Raw genomic sequence first — 18205 nt, forward strand, 5'->3', positions numbered from 1 at the left:
GCCCGGGCCTTACCCGTACAGCGCGTTCGCGCTACTCCGCCCGGGGACATCGACGACCGGCCCCCTGCCGTCCCCCCGCGCCAACCCGGCTGCGGGAGCGGAGGGTTGTCCCTCCGCGGCGCGCCACGTGGAGGATCACCCCACTGCGGCGTACGTCTCCTGGAAGTCGTCGTCGTCCATGTCGATGACTCCGGGCAGCATGCCCGTCGACCGCTCGTACTCGCTGCGCGCGGTCTCCAGCAGTCGCCGCCAGGACGTCACGGTGGGACGGCGTCGCAACAGTGCGCGACGCTCCCGTTCGGTCATTCCGCCCCACACGCCGAACTCGACGTGATTGTCGAGCGCGTCGGCCAGGCACTCCGTCCGCACCGGACATCCGGTGCACACCGCCTTGGCCCTGTTCTGCGCTGCCCCTTGTACGAACAGCTCGTCCGGATCGGTAGTGCGGCAGGCTGCCTGCGCACTCCAGTCGGTTACCCAGCCCATGCCGGCGCCGTCCTCTCCCGAATTGAGGCTCCCCCACGGCGGCAGAGGCATATTCACCGCTGCCAGTTGAGGACGTTACGGAAGCGGCCCCGAGCACAACACCCCCTTCGGGCCCAATCTTGAATGGCCCGAACGGACTATGCGTACGCGGCAGATCACCCAGGGGAGTGATGCGAGGACATGGGAGACCAACCATGCAAAAAGGGGACGGTACACCCGAGTTGCAAGGGACGTTCCATGACACACCAGGCGTTTTCGGGGACGCCCTGTGTGCGGTCCTCTGCACGAACGCCGAGCGGGGGATGCGTGCGGCGTGTGCGTGGGGGTTGATACAAAGCCGGACTGCTGTGACAGTTGAGTGCAGCTTAGGCCAAGGGATGCGCGCGTGTCCGGCGAATGACAACGTAGCCACTGCGCCGTGCCGTCACGCCGGCGCACGCCTGCGTGCCCACACCTGCGCCCCGGCGCGCCCGCAGACTCCGGCCGACCGGCCCGCACGCCTGTGACGTGCTGGATTCGGCGTCCAAACCCGCGTCTCGTAACGGGTTGGTACCTGAACATCCCGAGCGGAGCCTGCTCCATCGGAACGTACAGGGATACGGATTAGGCTGCCCCCATGCCAAAAAAGCGCTCGGGCGGGGGTCTCACCACGACCCAGCAGGCCGCCAAGTTCCTCGGTGTCGCCGCGCTCTCCGGAGCCGTGCTGGCGGGCATCGCACTGCCTGCCGCGGGCGCACTGGGCCTCGCCGCCAAGGGGACGGTCGAGGGTTTCGACGAGATCCCCGCCAACCTCAAGACTCCACCGCTCAGCCAGCGCACCACGATCCTGGACGCCGACGGGGGCGCCATCGCGACGGTCTACTCGCGCGACCGCACCGTCGTACCGCTCAAGGACATCTCCCCGTACATGCAGAACGCGATCGTCGCGATCGAGGACTCGCGCTTCTACGAGCACGGGGCGGTCGACCTCAAGGGCATCCTGCGCGCGATGAACCGCAACGTGCAGTCGGGCGGGACGGCGGAAGGCGCGTCGACCCTCACCCAGCAGTACGTGAAGAACGTGTTCGTCGAGGAGGCGGGCGACGACCCGGAGAAGGTCGCCGAGGCCACCCAGCAGACCCTGGGCCGCAAGGTCCGTGAGCTGAAGTACGCGATCCAGGTCGAAGAGGAGCTCGGCAAGAAGAAGATCCTCGAGAACTACCTCAACATCACGTTCTTCGGCCAGCAGGCCTACGGCGTGGAGGCCGCCTCCCAGCGGTACTTCTCCAAGCACGCCAAGGACCTGACGCTGGACGAGGCCGCGCTGCTCGCCGGCATCGTCCAGTCGCCGACCCGGTACGACCCCGTCAACGACGAGGAAGAGGCGACCAAGCGCCGCAACACGGTCCTCGCGCGCATGGCCGCGACCGGCAGCATCTCGCAGGCCGACGCCGACAAGGCCATGGCCCTCCCGATCAAGCTGAAGGTCAAGACTCCGCAGAACGGCTGCATCACCGCCGTCAGCGGCGCGGGTTTCTTCTGCGACTACGTGCGCAAGGTCATCCTCAACGACCCCGCCTTCGGCAAGACGAGCGAGGATCGTTCGAAGCTCTGGAACCTCGGCGGTCTGACCATCAGGACCACGCTCTCGCCGCGCGCCCAGGAGGCCGCCGACGAGGCCTCCATCGCCAAGGTCAACAAGGACGACAAGGTCGCCGCCTCGGTGGTCCAGGTCGAGCCCGGCACCGGCAAGATCCTCTCGATGGCCCAGTCCCGCCCCTACGGCCTGGACCAGAAGAAGAACCAGACGGTCCTCAACCTCGCCGTCGGCTCCGCGATGGGCGGCTCCACCTACGGTTTCCAGGTCGGCTCGACCTTCAAGCCGATCACCGCGGCTGCGGCTCTGGAGAAGGGCATCAGCCCGGCTCAGTCCTTCACCACGGAACGCAAGATCGAACTGCCGATGAGCTCCTTCACCACCTGCTCGGGCGCGTCGACCGGCAGTGGTGACTGGGAGGTGCAGAACGAACTGGAGGAGGAGAAGGGCACCTTCGACATGACGGGCGCCCTCGGCAAGTCCATCAACACCTACTTCGCCAAACTGGAGCAGAAGGTCGGCCTCTGCGACACGGTCCGGATGGCGAAGAAGGTCGGCTACGCCCGCGGGGACGGCAAGGCCCTCGGAGAAGACCCCTCCGTCACCCTCGGCGGTGCGGAGAGCACCCCGCTCGGCATGGCAGCCACGTACGCGACGTTCGCCAACCGCGGCACGTACTGCACCCCGATCGCCATCCAGTCGATCACCGACGCCAACGGCAAGAAGCTCTCCGTGCCGAAGTCCAGCTGCTCGCAGGCGATGAGCGAGAAGACCGCGGACACGATCAACCAGATGCTGAAGGGCGTGGTCGAGGACGGCACCGGTACGGCCGCCGGTCTGAGCGACCGCGACAACGCGGGCAAGACCGGTACGACGAACGAGCGGGTGGACGCCTGGTTCGTCGGCTACACGCCGAACCTGTCCACGGCCGTCTGGGTCGGCGCCGACATCGGCAAGAAGCTGCCGATGTACAACATCACGATCGGCGGACAGTACTACGACAAGGTCTGTGGTGGCTGCTTGCCCGGCCCGATCTGGAAGATCGCGATGACCGGCGCCCTCGACGCCGGCGAGACCCCGTCCTTCAACCCGGTCTCCGTCCCCAGGGGCGAGGAGAAGGGCGACAAGGACAAGAACAAGGGCCGCGACGGCGAGGGCGACGAGGGTGACGACACCGGCGACGCCGGTGACACCCCGACGCCCGGCATCACCCTGCCGGACTTCCCCGGCGGCAACCAGGGTGCCGGCCGGCACGGCGGCCAGGACGGCGGCGGCAACGGCCCCTGACGGACGGGCCGAACGTCCAGCGCATGAAAAAGGTGGGGCGCCCCCGGTCGACGGGGGCGCCCCACCTTTTTCATGCGTTCAGGGCCCAGCCCCCGGGGCTCAGCCCGCGAGGGACTTCTTCACCGCGGCGGCGACCCGGCCGCCCTCGGCGAGACCCGCGACCTTCGGGCTGACGATCTTCATCACGGCGCCCATGGCGCGCGGGCCCTCGGCACCGGCGGCCTTCGCCTCCGCCACGGCGGAGCCGACGATCGCGTCGAGCTCCTCGTCGGAGAGCTGCTTGGGCAGGTAGGCGTCGAGCAGCTCGCCCTCGGCCTTCTCGCGCTCGGCCTGCTCCGTCCGGCCGCCCTGGGCGAACGCCTCCGCCGCCTCGCGGCGCTTCTTCGCCTCCTTGGCGATGACCTTCTGCACCTCGTCGTCGGAGAGTTCGCGAGCGGTCTTCCCGCTCACCTCCTCCTTGGTGATCGCGGTGAGGGTCAGCCGAAGGGTGGACGAGGTCAGCTCGTCGCGCGCCTTCATGGCGGTGGTGAGGTCTTCCTTGAGCTTGGACTTGAGCGTGGTCATGACTTGATTGTGTCAGGTACGCGGTCCCGGGTGCCCGTTTGTTTTCCCGCCGCCGCCGGACCCCGGCCGGGCGGGGTCTGCGACGATGGGCGCATGCGCGCACGCTACGGAGTTCCCCTGAAAGTCGCTGCGACCGGTGCGGCGGTCGGCGTCGCCGGCCTCGCCTACGCCGCAGGATTCGAGGCCCGCTCGTTCCGCCTCCGCCGGGTGACAGTCCCGGTACTTCCGCCCGGGGCACGCCCGTTGCGCGTACTCCAGATCTCGGACGTCCACATGGTCAGCGGCCAGCGCAAGAAGCGCGCCTGGCTCCAGTCCCTGGCAGGGCTCCGCCCGGACTTCGTCGTCAACACCGGCGACAACCTCTCGGACCCCGAGGCGGTGCCCGAGCTGCTGGACGCGCTGGGGCCCCTCATGGAGCTCCCCGGCGTGTACGTCTTCGGCTCGAACGACTACTACGGCCCCAAGCTCCGCAACCCGGTGCGCTACCTCAAGGAGAAGGCGGCGGGCAAGCACGGGCTCAACGGGAACGCCCCTGCGACGAACGTGGTCCACAACCCGTGGGAGCCGATGCGCGACGCCTTCGACGACGCGGGGTGGATCGGCCTCTCCAACACCCGGGGCCGGCTGAAGCTCGACGGCCTGGACATCGCGTTCACCGGCCTGGACGACCCCCACATCAAGCGTGACCGGTACGCCGAGGTCACCGGCGGCCCCGAGACGGGCGCCGACCTCTCCATCGGCGTGGTCCACGCGCCGTACCTGCGCTCGCTCGACGCGTTCACGAAGGACGGCTACCCGCTGATCCTGGCCGGTCACACGCACGGCGGGCAGCTCTGCATCCCCTTCTACGGCGCGCTGGTCACCAACTGCGACCTGGACACGGACCGGGTGAAGGGCCTCTCCAGCCACACGGCCGACGGAAACCGGTCCTACCTCCACGTCTCGGCCGGCTGCGGCACGAACCGCTACACCCCGGTCCGCTTCGCCTGCCCCCCGGAAGCCACCCTGCTCACCCTCACCGCGCGGACCTGAGGCGCGCGAGGACCGATCCCGACGGCGGCGGGTTTCGAGGACGGCGGCCGGCTCCGAGACGGTGGCGGGCTCCGGCGACGGTGGCGGGCTCCGACGGCGGCCGGCTCCGACGGCTGGGGGGCTCCGACGGCGGCAGGCCCCGACGGCTGGGGGGGGTGGGCCCGAGCCGTCTTCCGCCGTCGCCCGGCCCGCCCGCCGCGGACCGCTCGACCGGCGTGGGCCCATCCGCCACGGATGAATCGCGGGCCGGGAACCCCGCCTTTACGGTGAGGCCATGACCGCCGCCCCGAAAACCGCGACGCTGCCCAGGCCCCGGGCCGAGGACGCGTTCCTGCGGGGCACCCGCACCCCGCGTCGTACCGCCGCCGTGCTCCGGGTGCTGGTGTGCACGGCGGCGATCTGCGGCCTCACGATCGAGCTGGCGACCACCGGTGCGCCGCTGGAGCTGCTGAGCCGGTTCACCTTCCAGGCGAACCTCCTGATCGCCGGGGTCTTCGGCTGGTCCGCGTTCCGCTCATGGACGGGCCGGGGACCGGTGGCCCCGCAGCTGACGGGCGGCGTCCTCCTCGTCGCGGTGATCATCGGCCTGGCCTACCACCTGATCCTGACCGACAACAGCTTCGGCTACTCGGCCACCGGCACCCCCGCCGCTCCGGCCACGGGCGCCCGCGCCGTCGCGGAACAGCTGCTGCACACGGACCTGCCCGTGGCCGTGGCCCTCGACTGGCTCCTGCTGACCCCGGCCCGAGTGCTGCGCCTGCGCTTCCTGCCGCTCTGGATGTTCTGCGCCCTGGCCTACCTGGGCTTCGTCCTGGCCCGGGGGACCCTGCTCTCCCCCGATGCCGCCCCCCGCTACCCGTACCCCTTCCTGGACGTGGACACCTACGGCTACTCGGAGGTCCTCGCCCACGCCTTCGCCCTCTCCCTGCTCCTCGTCGTCCTCGCCTCCCTGCTCATCGCCCTGGACCACGTGCGCCCCCGCCCCAGGCACCAGCTCCGACAGCGGACCGGGCCCCGTCGGTAACCGGATTTCGCCTCCGGGCGTGGGTGGGCTAGAGTTATCGATGTCGCCGGGAGACCGGTGGACATCGGGGTGTAGCGCAGCTTGGCAGCGCGCTTCGTTCGGGACGAAGAGGTCGTGGGTTCAAATCCCGCCACCCCGACAGCTGGTCAGAGGCCCATTCGCTTGATCGCGAATGGGCCTCTTTCATGCCCCGGGGGGCCAAACAGGGGGCCAAAGGCTTTTGATCAGGCCTCGCCGTCACCCGAGCCGGGGGCGAATCCGAAGATCTCGTCCATGGCTTCCGCGCCCTGCGTGATCACGGGGCGGAGTTGTTTGCGGTACACCGCCTCCGTCGTCGCCTGACTGCTGTGCCCCACGAGCATCGCGATCCGCTCCAGCGGGATGCCGTGGTCCGAGAGCAGCGACACGAAGCTGTGCCGGAGCTCGCGCGGTGTCCACTCCGGCTCAAGGCCGGCCTTCACCACGATGGCCCGGAAGTCGCGGCGCACGTTGGCGGCGTCGAGCGGCTCACCGCTCCTGGTGGTGAAGACGCGACCCGCCGGGCTCCAGTCGATCCCGTGGGACGCCCGCTCCTGCTTCTGCCACCGCTGGTGTTCTTCGAGGACTTCCACCACCTGCTTCGGCAGAGCGATCGTCCGCCGGCTCTTGCGGGTCTTGGTCTCCCCGTGCCGCCGGACCGACCGCCACACCGCGACGTGCGGCGGGATCTCCCTGTCCGTCGCGAGAAAGACGTGGTCCCAGGTGAGCGGGCGAGCCTCCTCCGTACGCACTCCGCTCAGAAGCGACAGCACGAGGTAGGCGTACAGCCGGGACCCGCGAGCAGCCAGCAAGACAGCCTTGGCCTGTTCCAGGTTCAGCGCCTTGCTCGGTCGCCCGGCCAGGCCCTCGGGGACGGTGACGAGTGCGGCAACGTTGCGCACCGCCTTGTCCCGTCGCTGCGCATGCTCGATCGAGCGCCGGAGCACGGCGAGGATGTCTCGGAGCGTCCGGGTGGCTACGACCTCGGACCGACCGGTCAGCCAGTCGTCCACGTCGTCGGCGCTGAGATCTTTCAGCTTTGCGCGGCCGATGAACGGGATCAGGTGCTTGGTCGCGAGCGTGCGATTCTTGCCCACGGTCTGTTCGTCGCGCCCTTTGAGACCGCGCTCCAGCCAGTCGTTCACGGCGTTGGCGACCGTGTAGTTGGCGGGGGTCCGTACGCCGGCCTCCAACTCCTTCTTCAGTTCACGGATCTTGGCGCGCACCTCGGTCTTGGTCTTGCCGGAGACCTTGGGCCGCAGCCGCCGCCCGTCCGGGGCGTAACCGAGGGACACGGCTCCTACGAACCGGTTCTTCTTGGCATCCCAGTAGATCGTGTCCTCGCCGTGTCCAGCCTTGCGGGACGGCTTCGATTCGGTGCTCACGCTGGTGGTCCTTCCATGGGTGAGGCCGCGCCGTGGTGAGCGGCGCGGCCTCGTGGTTGTCGCTGTTCGTCAGGCGGATTCGCGCTTGAGCAGTTCGATGTACTCCTCGATGTACTCGGTCGGAACGAGACGCCGGCGGCCGGACCTGACGGTGCGGAGTCGTCCCCGCCGGATCTCCTCGAAGGTCATGGAGCGACCGAGGCTGAGTACGACGGCAGCTTCTTCCACCGCGAGAAGTCGGGGTGCGGGTGCCGAGACAGTCGATGCGGACATGGGTCTCCCGGGGCGATGTCTGTCCGAGGTGCGGATTTCTGCGTCATTGCGTCATGTGCGTCATGCGAGCCTCTGACCTGCGGTTTCGCATGACGCAGCGGTTTAGGTGTGCGTCATGGGTCCGTCATGACGTGCGTCATGGCATGACGAACCCATGACGCACATGACGCAGGCATGACGCAGGATCGGCCGTCTGCGTCATGCTTGTAGTCACAGCTCAGAGGCTGTTTTTCCGTCCGCATGACGCACATGACGCAGCGCCTTCCCTCTTAGGAAAAGAGAGGGCGTCTGTAGTAGCTCGGTGGCTCTCAGAGCGTGAAAGAGGGGCCGCTGCGCGGCGCGACCATTGGGCGGCTTCGCCGAACAGCAAGAGGAGCACGCCTCGCCGCCGTGCTCCTCTTGCTTGTCCCGGTGACCGGGCTTGTGGTCAGAACATTTCCGGCTGGCTGCTCGGCGGCGGGGCGACGTGGCGGGCCATTTCGAGGTACCGGCCCGCGAAGTTGCGGCCGGAGTCGATGAGGACCCCCCGGGCCGCCAACACGGGCTGGAGGCGCTTGAGGCGGTCGGAGAGCACCTTTCCGGTCGTCGGCCACCCTTTAGGTAGGGGGCGCAGCTCATCGCCGCTGTAGAGGCGGCTCAGGGCGTGCAGCCATTCAGTGGATGTCATTCGCTGTTCAGTGCAGGGGTCGAGGGTCGCGGCGTGCTGAAGAACCGTCTGCGCGAGGAGATCGCCTTCGATCACGTCGTCGTTGAGGTCGTCCAGGCTGGCCCGGTACGCGGGGAGCGCTCCGAGGCTGGTCGCGGCGTCGAGTTGGGCGCACAGGTGGGCGAAGTCCGCCATGCGCAGATCGGTTGGCGTCTCCGCTTCGGCGGCCCGGACCTTGACGGTGAGGTCGAGGAGGGAGCCGAGGATCACCGGGAGCGCCTCTTCGAACTCGGTCCACAGCTCCGCTTCGGTCCGCCGGACGCTGGGCCGCTCCAGACGCAGGGGCAGCAGCCGTTCGGCGAGGTCGGGGCGGATGACGCCCACGTCGATGCCGGTCAGCAGCAGGGGACGGCGGTAGCGGGCCCGGTGCACGTCCCCGTCGGTGAACAGGGCCCTTTTGACGCTCTCGGCTCCGGTGACGATGCAGCACATGGCGTCGGACAGGTCCGGCGTCATGTGGGACAGGTTGTCCAGGGCGGTGACCCACCCTGCGGCGACGGCCGCGATCAGGTTCTCCTCGTCTTTCGGGGCCCGGCGTAGGTCGCCGCTCATGCCTTCCACGATGCGCACGAGCATCCGGCCCCCGGTGGACTTTCCCGCGCCCTGCGGCCCGGTGAGGAACGGTGCGGGGACGGGGACGGACGGGCCGAGGCAGCCGACCAGCCAGGCGAGGGCCAGGCACTCGGTGTCCGCGCCGGCGAAGTTCGTCAGCCGTAGCAGCAGATCGATGCCCTTCTCCGCCGTGTCCTTCGCCGGCAATGGGAGTTCCCCGGTGAGCTGCGTGCGCCGCCAGCAGACCTCGCGCGGGTCGGGCACGGTGATGTCCCACCCGGTGGGGTGGATGCGGACGGACTTCCCGTCGTCGCGGCCGAGGTCCAGCCACGTCGCCCCGTCGAACCCGGGAGCGACGCGGATGTGTACCGGCTGGACGTTCTCGGTCAGCGCCAGCGCCTCGATCAGGTCCAGCGCCTCTTTCAGGGCGGAGCCGTTGAACACGCCGCGCCCGTCGCGGTAAAGCCCGACCATGAGTTCCTGGCGGTGGCTGCCGGTGGTGCCCTGGGAGCGGATCGGACGGGCGACGGGGTGTCCGTTCTTCTGGGCGTAGACGGTTCCGTCGGCGGTGCGGAAATACCGGAAATGCGACTGCGCATACTCGGTGATGACCTCGCGGCCGGAGTTCTTCTCGTCGTCGGACATGGTCAGAGTCCCAACCGTGTGAGGGCGTTGGCCCATGCGTCGGTGCAGTGCCGGACGGACTCGCCCTTGGTCTGCGCGGCGGCGAACAACTGCCCGACGTGGGAGTCGGTGAGGCAGCCGCACCGGCCGTGGGCGGACAGCACCGCGAGGAACGTGGCGTAGACCGTGGCGTGGATGGCGCTGGTTGCCCCGGTGATGCGCTGTTCGGCCATGGCAATGCCCCGGGCGAGGTAGGTGGGCGTGCGGTGGGGGCACTGCCCGCCGCCGGCCGGCGCGGACACCGTGACGGTGCGCACGGCCGGAACGGGCCGTGGCTTGTCCGCGAGCAGGGCGCGCACCACATCGGGCAGGGCGGTCATCATGCCGGCCCCGGGGCCGAGCCACCGGGCGTAGGACATCGCGGACTTGATGTCGATGCCGTCCCGGACGCCGTTCGAGGACTGCATGGTGCCCCGGTAGATCCAGTGCTGGCCCCGGGTCGTGGGCACGGTCCGGGTCGCGGGCAGGTGCTCGCGGGCCCAGGCGACTGCTTCGGCGTGGTCGAGGTCCACGACGGTGAGCCCGCCGCCGCCGGGGTGGTAGGCGACGGCCTGCGCCTGCGCCCACGCCCGCGACCATGCCGGGGAGGTGAGGGTGGCCGGGTCGGTGGTGGCGGCGGCCCACGCGTGGCAGGGGCGGGGGCAGGCGCACGGTCCGGCGGCCACCATGTTCGGCCGGTCGCCGCATGCGCTGCCCTTGCAGGCGGGGCAGTTGCCGAATGGCAGCTTTCCGGCCCGCAGGGGCAGGACCGGCACCCCACGGGCGGCCAGGTCGAGGGCGGCGGTCAGGAGGGCGCTCATGCCGCCACCGCCCGCGCGGCGGCGAGGCGGGCCCGCCCGATCAGCTCGGTGTACGCGGGCGGGATGGCCTCGGTGAGCTCCTCGCGCACGTCGGTCCACGTGATGCCCATCGCGGTCTGCATTTCCGAGATGGTGGCCTTGCCGCCGCCGGCGCCGTACGCGGCGACGTACGGGCCGTCGCGGTAGACGCCGTGCCGGTAGCCGCGCACGTACCCCCGGTGCGGGCGGTGTGCGGGCTGGGAGACGGTCCAGCCGCCGCCCAACTCGAACACCCGATGACGGAGGACACCGAGCCCGAACATCTCCCCGCACAGCTTCAGGTCCGGGCGGACAGGCGCCTTGCCGTTCGGCTGCTCGATGACGTACGGCAGGCCGGACGCGTCCAGAAGGGTGCGGAGTTCGGGGATGAGCTGGACGTGCTCGCGCCCCCACCCGCGCGACCGGTTGGTGCCCACGGTGAGGGCGCATCCGGCCTGGCAGGGCGGGGAGGCGTGCACGGCCGCGTACTGGCGGATTTCCCCGGACGCGGTGAGGGCGGCGAGGTGCGCGAGCGCGTCGGCCCGGTGCACGGGGAAGGGGTAGTTCGGGCGGTCTGCGATGTCCACGCCGGTCACCTCGAACCCTGCCCTCTGGTAGCCCATGGCCGCGCCGCCGGCGCAGCAGAAGAGGTCCAGCAGGCGCGGCCGGTGGGCGGGCACTCGCCGGATGTCGGTGGGTTGGGTCATGCTGGGTGTCTCCAGTTCTCGTGAGTGCTGGCAGACGAGGGCGGCCCCGGTTCATTGGCGTGAGAGGGGGCCGCCCTCGGCGTAGCTAGGCGTGGAGGATCGTGACGGCCACCGCGCCGGGGGTGCCCCTGGCGGCCTCAGTGGCCGTCCACTGGTAGTCGGGGTCGGGGTCCTCGGTGAAGACGGCCCACCCCTCGGCGATCCACGGGGTGAGGTCGGCGGCAGTGATGGTGGGGTCGTCGCCGAGCTGGAGGAAGGCCGCGATGACGCGGTCGGTGGGGTGGTGGCCGAGGGCGAGCATCGCGCCCTCTTCGCCGGTGAAGCTGACGCGAATGCCGTCGAATTTGGCGGCCATCCTGGGGTTCATGGGTGTCCTTCCGGGGCGGATACGGAATGAGCGGTGCGGTCGGGCAGGGAGGCGGAGGCACCCCCTGCCGGGTGGGCTGTGGCGGGGGTTTCGGGGGTCTGACCTGCGGCGCCTCCCTGCCTCCCTGGCAGATCGTTTACGCAGGTCAACCCCAGGGAGGCGGGTCAGGGAGGGGGTTAGGGAGTTCTCCCTGCCTCCCTGCCGCTGGTGGGGGTGCCTCCCTCTACTCAGCGGCGGAAACGGAACCCTCGGTGTCGTCGCGGGTGGCGAGGTGGCGGGCGAGGCGGTCCCGGGCGATGCTCATACGCCCGTCGGACTTGTAGGGCTCGGCACCGGTGCCGTCGAGGGCCTGCTTGAGGTCGAGGAACGACCACTCGTCGTACGTCGTGTCCAGGACCGCGAGGCGCTTGAGGACGTCCTGAGTGAGGAGCCGTGGGGCGTCGCCGAGGACGGTCATGATGTCGGCCAGCGCGTCCCGGTCCGGGGTGTGGTCGACGGCGGTCAGGGTCGTGACCCCGTCGCGCACCGCCTTGGCGCGGGTCGCGATCTCGGCGGCCTGCTTGGTGTCGATGTAGTGCGTGCGCACGGTCACCGACGTTTGCCCGGGGCTGAGCTTGATGCCGTCGCCGGCGACGACGACCGTGCCCTTGTCCAGACCCTGGCGGAGCTTGTGGGGTGCGGCACCGCCGTCGATCGCCGCGTCACCGACCGCCATGCGCGCCTGCGACTCGGTGCCCAGCACGAGGGATGAGCGGATGTGGTTGCCCTCGCGGGACCGCTTGGGCAGGTTCTCGTTCGTCGGGTCCTGGGTGCCTTCCCAGGTAGTGACGTTGACCGCCCGCCCCTGGTCGTGGATCGCCTTGACCGCCCGGAAGTACCGGGACGTCGCCTTCGCCCCGCCGAGCGGGACCTTGTTCTTGTCGACGGCCCCGGACCCGTAGGCGACCTGCGCTTCGTCCACGACGACGACCAGCGGGGCGTGCGTCTCGCCCACCGGGGCGACCAGGCGCCGGTTCATCTCCTGTACGGCGCTCTCGACCATCTCGGTCACGGCCAGCACGTGGTCATCGGTCGGCCCCTGGATCAGGACGGACGCCAGCCCCTCGAACATGCCCCAGTCGCCCACACCCTTGAGATCGCCGATCCGGAACTCGACGGTCGGGTCGAACGCCAGCCACAACGCCAGCGCCCGCAGCGATGCCGTCTTGCCCTGGTTGGACAGGCCGGTGATCAGCAGCATCCGCTGGAACAGGCTGACCATCGCCGCGTCCCCGCGCAGATCCTGACCCCACGGCGCCCGCCCCGACTTGTAGTCGGCCTTGACGTCCGGGTCGGTGACCAGCGGCGACGGGCCGATCGGCGAGTCCAGCGCCCCGCTGTCCGCGATCCACAGGCGGACCGTGCGCGGCGACGGCGGGATCGTGATGAACACCTCGTGCTCGTGCCGGTTCAGGTTCTCCGCCAACTTGCGGCGGCGGCCCTGGATCTCCTCGGTCGACACCCCGGACGGCAGGTGAACGTCCACTTCGACACCGCACCCGGCGATCGTGATCGGACTGAGCATCTGCGCCCCGACGTCGCCCATCTCCTTGATGGCCTTCTTCAGCGCGGAGACGCCCAGGTCCCGCATCGCGGTGACCACGATCGACGGGGTGATCGGGGTGCCCTCGGCGTCACGGTCGCGTGCGGGGAGCGCCCACTGGGGTGCGGCCTGCTGGTGACGGCCCACGCCCCACAGGGCGAGGAGCGCGGCCCACGGGCCGAGGGTGACCAGCGGCCCCCACACGACGGCGATGATGGCGACGATCCACCGCACCAGCTCGATCAGCGCCAGCGTCGGGGTGGCGACGTCGGCGATGTTCTCGTTGGCGACGGCGAGGATGATGCCGAGGAGCAGGGCACCGCCGGCGGTGATGCCGAGTCCGGCAAGCGCGCTCTTGGCCGCCTTGACCGGGGCGGTGAGCAGGTCCATGCGCCGCTGGTGGCGAGCGGCCCGGAACTTCTGCCCGCGCTCCTCCCACTCGGTGGCGAGGTCGAGGTTCCCCGTGGCTTCCGCCGCGCGCAACATCCGTTCGTAGCGGGCGGCGGTGCGGCCCTCCCACGCCCGGCGGGCCACGATCCGGCCCCCGCCGACCACGTACATGCCGTGCCGGACGGTGAACCGCCCCGCTGACCGGGTCCGCTCGTGCGTGGCGGCCCTACGGACGGCGCGGGCGGTACGGATCACCCGCGCCCGCCGCGTACCGGCCTGGTCCGGGGCGGTGGTCTTGGTCAGGTCCGCCGGCAGCGGGTCGGCGGTGGTGTGGGGGCGGTGGTCGTCGAGGTGGTGGACGGTCCCGAGTGCCTGCTCGGGCACGACAGTGGTGGTCTGTTCGCTCATGGTGGCGTGTCTCCTGCTGGGTGGTGTGGTGCAGGGAAGCGCCCCGGGCCGGAGTCGATCCGGCGCCCTCGCGGCGGTATGCCGGGGCTGGTCGTGCGGGGTTCAGCGTTCGGCGCGGGCCAGGGCCCGTTCGGCGAGGCGGACGCGCTGTTCGGCGTCCTTGCGGGCCTGCCGGGCGGCGTCCCGCTCCGCCCGGGGCGCCGCCTTCTCCTTGGCCTTGGCGGTGGCCGCGTCCTGCCGGGCGGTCGCCAAAAGGTCGTGGAGAGCGCGGAGCTCGCGGGCGCCGCGCTCGGCGGCGGACCGGTCGATCTCCTCGATCCGGCGGGTGACGGCGGGGTCGAGACAATCGGCGGTGGCCTGCCGGAACCCCCTGATGAAAAGGGTTCGGCGGGCGCGCTTCTCGGCGGCGGTGTAGCTGTAGACGGGGGTGGTGCGGTCCACGGTGATCCCCTTCCGGGGCCGGTCTGTCCGGCTCCCCGCCCGCCCGGTACGTGACCGGGCGGACAGGCAGCTGTCAGAGCGGCTGCAGCTCGTGGGCGTGGGCGAGGACCGGGCCGATGAAGACGCCGATGCCGGCGACCGTCCACCGGCCACCGGTCAGCGGACCGGGCGGCACTTCATCGACAATCCGTCCGGTCCGGCCGACCGCGCGCGGGTCGTCCTCGCACGCGACGATCCGAACCTTCTGACCTGCCTGGAACATGCGAACTCCCTGCTCAGCGGCGGCGGAGGGTCTTGGCGGCGGCCTTGCCGTCCGTGCCGCCGACCGAGCGGACGATGGTCACCGTGGTCCAGCCGATGACGGCGACGACCAGAGCGACGACGGCCAGGGAGACGGCCATCGACGTGATCGCGGCGGTCAGCATCGGGCCGAAGTACACCGACGCGCTCACGGCGCCGGCGCCGACCCCGGTACCGAGGGCCATGCGCTGCACCGTGCGGTCCGGGGCTGCCTGGTGGATGTGCTGCACGATCGGCTGCGGCGCCATCTGCGGGGCGGGCAGGTGGGCGGTGTCGGCGTAGGTGTAGGTGCCGTCCGGGAGCTGGACGACGGTCACCGCGCCGGGTGTGGTGGGGAGATGCTGGTCCATGCGGGTCCTTCCATGGGCGGGGTGGTGCGGGGGGCGTGCCCCGGGCCCGAGTCGATCGGGCGCCCTCACGGCGGTATGCCGGGGCTGGGTGGTGCTGGTCAGCGGTGTGCGGTGGTCCGGTCGCGGAGCCAGCTCTCGACCTCGTGGGCGAGGCCGCCGTCATCGGCCGGATGGTCCGGGGTGGTGTCGTCGTGGCCGTCGTCGGGGTCGTCGCCGCAGCACTCGCACTCGGCGTCCGGCCAGATCCGCCCGGTCTCCCACAGGCCGTGGGCGACGGTCCCGGCCAGGTCCAGGGCCCAGCTCGGACCGGCGAGCACGAGTGCGGGGACCATGGACACCGGCGGGAAGCCGGGCGTCCCGGTGGCGACGAGAACGGCGATGGTGGCGATGAAGCCCGCGCCCATCCACTGGTGGTGGGAGCGGGTCAGCAGCACTTCGCGGGGGCGCTCGGCCAGGTCGCGGCCGAGGCAGATCAGATCAGCGAGGGGGCGGGGCAGGGGCGGGCGGTTCATAAGGAACCTCCGGACGTGGCGTGTGGGTTGTCGGCGCAGGGGACGCACATGCCGAGCGAGCGGGGGATGCAGTAGCCCCGGGTCGTCCGGCAGGTCGGGCAAGTGCGGCGGGCGAGCATGGCCTTGGCGAGTGCGGCCCGCCGCCCGGGGGTCATCGGCCTCACCGGGCGGGCGAGGTCGATGCGGTAGAGGTAGGCGACCAGCGGCCCCCGCCGCCGGCGCGGACGCTGAAGCTCCGCGACCGGGTCCTGACCACCGGGCCGGAGCCCGAGAGCGCGGAGCTGGCGACGGGTCGCCAGACCCTCGGGGGCCAGGTGCCACCGGTACGACGGGAACGGTGCGGTGGTCACCGCTCACCGCCGGCCGTCTGGAGTTCCTGCCGGCGGGCGGAGACCCATCCGAGGGACCAGCCGGTCTCGGCGACGAGCGTCCGGAGCGTCACGCCCGGGTTCGTGTTCACGGCCGCCGCGATGTGTTCACGAGCGGCCTGCTCGGACAGTCGGCCGTCACCCGCCGAGGGGGTCGCCGGCTCCTCCGTGTTCACGGCCGGGCGGTCGTTGTTCATGGCGACCTCGTCCGTGTTCACGGATTCCGAATGCGTGTTCACGACCGGATGGGTCGTGTTCACGGGCTGCGTGTGCTGTTCGTGGGCCGCAGCAGCCAGAGCCGCGACCCGGTCGCCTTCCGCCTCTTCGGCGCGACGACGATCCTCTGCTTCCCGGGTCTGACGGGCTTCCCGTTCACGCCGCTCTTCCTCGCGGCGATCGCGGGCTTCCTGCGCTTCCCGGGCGGCTTTCCGTTCGGCAGCGTCCCGTTCTGCCTGCTCGCGGGCCATGGTGGCTGCGTGCTCGCGTACCTCGCGGGCCTGCCGGGCTTCGTGGTCGAGCCGCTCGCGCTCCAGGCGTTCGGCCCGCTCGGCGCGTTCACGCTCGGCCGCCTGTTCACGCTCGGCCGCTTGTTCACGCTCCTGCCGAGCAGCTTGTTCACGGGCTTCGGCCCGCTGTTCACGGGTCTCGGCCTTCTGTTCACGGGCTGCCTGCTCGGCGGCCCGTGAACGCTCGATCCGCTCGACGGCCCGTCCGATCGCCCGTCGCCAGGCGAGTCCGGCATCGGCGATCACGATCAGGATGAGCGGGATCACCGCGTGAACAGCGACCCCGGTCGGGTCCCCGTTCAACGCGCTGTCGCCGACGTTCAGGCCGAGCGTCATCGCCCCGGACATCCACCGGAGCAGCGTCGCCCACCCGCCGGCCTTCTCGCCGAGCCGGGCGACCGTCGCGTCGAGTTTCACGGACGTGATGACCGCCGCGTCCACGACGAGCGGCAGCAGGGGAGCCGTGACCTCCCAGCCGGGCGGGGTGACCCGCGCGACCAACGGGGTGACGGTGAGGACGGAGTAGGCGACGGCCCCGGCGGTGATGCCCCACGTGCCGACGGACAACGTCCGCTCAGCCGCAGCGATCTGCCGGGGCGTCAGGGTGTTGAGGATGCTCATCGCTCCCCCTCACTGAACGACATCTGGCCCTCAGGGACTTCGGTGCTGAGCGGGCGGATCGGGATCGACCAGACCTTGTGCGGGCCGAGCATCCGCGATGACCACGCCGCGTCGTCCTCGGCGACGTAGCCGAGGACGGTGAGCGCGTCGGCCCGCACGGGCTCGGTCGGGACGCCGAAGGGGGCGGACGGGGTGACGGGGTGGCTGGGGCCGAGCCCCTCCACGCGCCCGACCATGACGACGGTCACGGCCCACCCGGTCAGGCCCTCGGCCATCCACGCCTCAAAGCGCTGCGCCATGCCGGCCCCCGCTCCTGAACGTCGTGGGGTCGGTGGCGGCGGCCCGGACGGTGGCGGTGGCGATGAGCCGCACCGTCGTCGTCGGGTCGCCGTAGACCTCGCTGTCCTCGATCCACGTCCACTCACCGGCCACGGCGTAGCCGAGACCGGCCAGCACCCTCGCCCGCTCGGCGAGGGTGGGAACCGGGGCGGTGGGGCTCCAGTCGTGCGCGGGCCACTCCTCGCCGGTCAGCGGCACGTACAGGTGCCACCGGCCGCCGGAGTTCGACATCTGCGCGGGCAGCATCGGCGTGGTCACGCCGCACCGCCCGCCTGGCCGAGACCGGCCCGGTTGGTGAGGCTGCGGCGCTCGGCGAGCACGCGCCGGCGGGCCCGGCGGATACGCCGTTCGTCCAGCTCGGTCGGCGTGCGGTCGATGGTCATGATCTCCGCGTCGAGCAAGTCGACCTCGGCGAGGATGAGGGGCATCTCGGCGTCGATCGCGTCCAGCTCGGCGGCGGTCGGCTCGAAGTCGAGCGACGCCGCCGTAACGCGGCTCTGAAGTGCAGCGATGGTGCGCATGAGTCGTTTTCTCCCTAGTCGGTGGACGGCTCGACTGCGGCCCCGGTGCTCGAACACCGGGGCCGCGCCGTTGGTGGGTGAAGCAGGAAGCGTGCTCCGGCTCCCCTCAGCCCCGCCCGTACGACCCACAGGCCGGACGGGCGGGGGAGGCAACCGGCAGGCTTCGCCGCTCAGCCGTTGCGCGGCTGAGCAGTCCCGAGCCTGAAATCGGTGCGTCATCGTCACTGCTCTGACGCCAGCAGGGCGGGGCGCGCGAGGTGGCAGCAGAGGCGTTGAACTCCAGTGATGGAGGGATGATCGCCACGCTGTTCTCCAGAGCCAGCACACCAAAAGGGCCGCCGACGACATCACCTGGTCGTCCGCAGGGACGGGGACTTCCACCCCGTCG

21 protein-coding genes and 1 tRNA gene are annotated in these 18205 nt (G+C 70.8%); 4 read left to right on the forward strand and 18 right to left on the reverse strand.

Features of this window, described 5'->3' with window-relative positions:
* Positions 1-135 precede the first annotated feature (135 nt).
* Positions 136-486 carry a WhiB family transcriptional regulator gene (locus ACFZAX_RS03510; RefSeq protein ID WP_327177088.1) on the reverse strand — a complete coding sequence of 117 codons (351 nt, stop codon included), beginning with the start codon at positions 484-486 and terminating at the stop codon, positions 136-138.
* A 616-nt stretch (positions 487-1102) separates the two neighbouring features.
* Here ACFZAX_RS03510 and ACFZAX_RS03515 point away from each other — a divergent pair.
* Positions 1103-3349, forward strand: coding sequence for a transglycosylase domain-containing protein (locus tag ACFZAX_RS03515; protein WP_390958686.1), 2247 nt, complete (start codon positions 1103-1105; stop codon positions 3347-3349).
* 99 nt (positions 3350-3448) lie between these two features.
* Here ACFZAX_RS03515 and ACFZAX_RS03520 read toward each other — a convergent pair whose 3' ends face one another.
* The gene (locus ACFZAX_RS03520) at positions 3449-3913 is read right to left on the reverse strand and encodes a GatB/YqeY domain-containing protein (RefSeq protein ID WP_387371286.1); all 465 of its coding nucleotides are present in this window, start codon (positions 3911-3913) and stop codon (positions 3449-3451) included.
* A 93-nt stretch (positions 3914-4006) separates the two neighbouring features.
* On the opposite strand from ACFZAX_RS03520, the gene ACFZAX_RS03525 reads away from it, so the two are divergent.
* The 3 genes from ACFZAX_RS03525 (at position 4007) to ACFZAX_RS03535 (ending at position 6108) form a co-directional block, all read left to right on the forward strand.
* Complete coding sequence (locus tag ACFZAX_RS03525; protein WP_390958688.1) at positions 4007-4945, forward strand: metallophosphoesterase; 939 nt, start codon at positions 4007-4009, stop codon at positions 4943-4945.
* A 274-nt stretch (positions 4946-5219) separates the two neighbouring features.
* Entirely contained in the window at positions 5220-5969 is a 750-nt protein-coding gene (locus ACFZAX_RS03530; RefSeq protein WP_390958690.1) for a Pr6Pr family membrane protein, read from the forward strand.
* A 65-nt stretch (positions 5970-6034) separates the two neighbouring features.
* Positions 6035-6108: transfer RNA gene (locus ACFZAX_RS03535), tRNA-Pro, on the forward strand.
* Positions 6109-6193: 85 nt separating this feature from the next.
* Here the strand turns inward: ACFZAX_RS03535 and xerC are convergent.
* The 16 genes from xerC to ACFZAX_RS03615 all read right to left on the reverse strand — a co-directional run bounded on the left by xerC (position 6194) and on the right by ACFZAX_RS03615 (position 17817).
* Positions 6194-7372, reverse strand: coding sequence for a tyrosine-type recombinase/integrase (gene xerC, locus ACFZAX_RS03540; RefSeq protein ID WP_390958692.1), 1179 nt, complete (start codon positions 7370-7372; stop codon positions 6194-6196).
* 69 nt (positions 7373-7441) lie between these two features.
* Positions 7442-7645, reverse strand: a complete 204-nt coding sequence (locus tag ACFZAX_RS03545) for an excisionase family DNA-binding protein (protein ID WP_390958694.1) — start codon at positions 7643-7645, stop codon at positions 7442-7444.
* A 427-nt stretch (positions 7646-8072) separates the two neighbouring features.
* Positions 8073-9548, reverse strand: coding sequence for an ATP-binding protein (locus ACFZAX_RS03550; RefSeq protein ID WP_390958696.1), 1476 nt, complete (start codon positions 9546-9548; stop codon positions 8073-8075).
* 2 nt (positions 9549-9550) lie between these two features.
* Positions 9551-10387: a bifunctional DNA primase/polymerase gene (locus ACFZAX_RS03555; protein ID WP_390958697.1), complete on the reverse strand. Its 837-nt coding sequence runs from the start codon at positions 10385-10387 to the stop codon at positions 9551-9553.
* Positions 10384-11112, reverse strand: a complete 729-nt coding sequence (locus ACFZAX_RS03560) for a DNA methylase (protein WP_390958699.1) — start codon at positions 11110-11112, stop codon at positions 10384-10386. The genes ACFZAX_RS03555 and ACFZAX_RS03560 overlap by 4 nt, the downstream gene beginning before the upstream one ends.
* 85 nt (positions 11113-11197) lie before the next feature.
* Positions 11198-11479, reverse strand: a complete 282-nt coding sequence (locus tag ACFZAX_RS03565) for a hypothetical protein (protein ID WP_390958701.1) — start codon at positions 11477-11479, stop codon at positions 11198-11200.
* A gap of 223 nt (positions 11480-11702) precedes the next feature.
* Positions 11703-13859 carry an ATP-binding protein gene (locus ACFZAX_RS03570; protein WP_390958703.1) on the reverse strand — a complete coding sequence of 719 codons (2157 nt, stop codon included), beginning with the start codon at positions 13857-13859 and terminating at the stop codon, positions 11703-11705.
* A 102-nt stretch (positions 13860-13961) separates the two neighbouring features.
* Entirely contained in the window at positions 13962-14300 is a 339-nt protein-coding gene (locus ACFZAX_RS03575) for a hypothetical protein (protein ID WP_390958705.1), read from the reverse strand.
* A 73-nt stretch (positions 14301-14373) separates the two neighbouring features.
* Positions 14374-14562 (reverse strand): hypothetical protein, encoded by a 189-nt coding sequence (locus ACFZAX_RS03580; RefSeq protein ID WP_390958706.1) that lies wholly within the window; start codon positions 14560-14562, stop codon positions 14374-14376.
* Between the two features lie 13 nt (positions 14563-14575).
* Positions 14576-14950: a DUF6251 family protein gene (locus ACFZAX_RS03585; protein ID WP_390958708.1), complete on the reverse strand. Its 375-nt coding sequence runs from the start codon at positions 14948-14950 to the stop codon at positions 14576-14578.
* A gap of 98 nt (positions 14951-15048) precedes the next feature.
* Complete coding sequence (locus ACFZAX_RS03590; RefSeq protein ID WP_390958710.1) at positions 15049-15462, reverse strand: hypothetical protein; 414 nt, start codon at positions 15460-15462, stop codon at positions 15049-15051.
* Positions 15459-15812, reverse strand: a complete 354-nt coding sequence (locus ACFZAX_RS03595; protein ID WP_390958711.1) for an RRQRL motif-containing zinc-binding protein — start codon at positions 15810-15812, stop codon at positions 15459-15461. Before ACFZAX_RS03595 ends, ACFZAX_RS03590 begins: the two co-directional genes overlap by 4 nt.
* Positions 15809-16957, reverse strand: a complete 1149-nt coding sequence (locus ACFZAX_RS03600; RefSeq protein ID WP_390958713.1) for a DUF2637 domain-containing protein — start codon at positions 16955-16957, stop codon at positions 15809-15811. The genes ACFZAX_RS03595 and ACFZAX_RS03600 overlap by 4 nt, the downstream gene beginning before the upstream one ends.
* Complete coding sequence (locus ACFZAX_RS03605) at positions 16954-17256, reverse strand: DUF6303 family protein (protein ID WP_390958715.1); 303 nt, start codon at positions 17254-17256, stop codon at positions 16954-16956. The genes ACFZAX_RS03600 and ACFZAX_RS03605 overlap by 4 nt, the downstream gene beginning before the upstream one ends.
* Positions 17240-17554 (reverse strand): DUF6303 family protein, encoded by a 315-nt coding sequence (locus ACFZAX_RS03610; protein WP_390958716.1) that lies wholly within the window; start codon positions 17552-17554, stop codon positions 17240-17242. Before ACFZAX_RS03610 ends, ACFZAX_RS03605 begins: the two co-directional genes overlap by 17 nt.
* Entirely contained in the window at positions 17551-17817 is a 267-nt protein-coding gene (locus ACFZAX_RS03615; RefSeq protein WP_390958717.1) for a DUF6284 family protein, read from the reverse strand. Before ACFZAX_RS03615 ends, ACFZAX_RS03610 begins: the two co-directional genes overlap by 4 nt.
* Between the last annotated feature and the right edge of the window lie 388 nt (positions 17818-18205).

It is taken from the genome of Streptomyces sp. NPDC008125 (assembly GCF_042957125.1).
GTDB lineage: Bacteria > Actinomycetota > Actinomycetes > Streptomycetales > Streptomycetaceae > Streptomyces.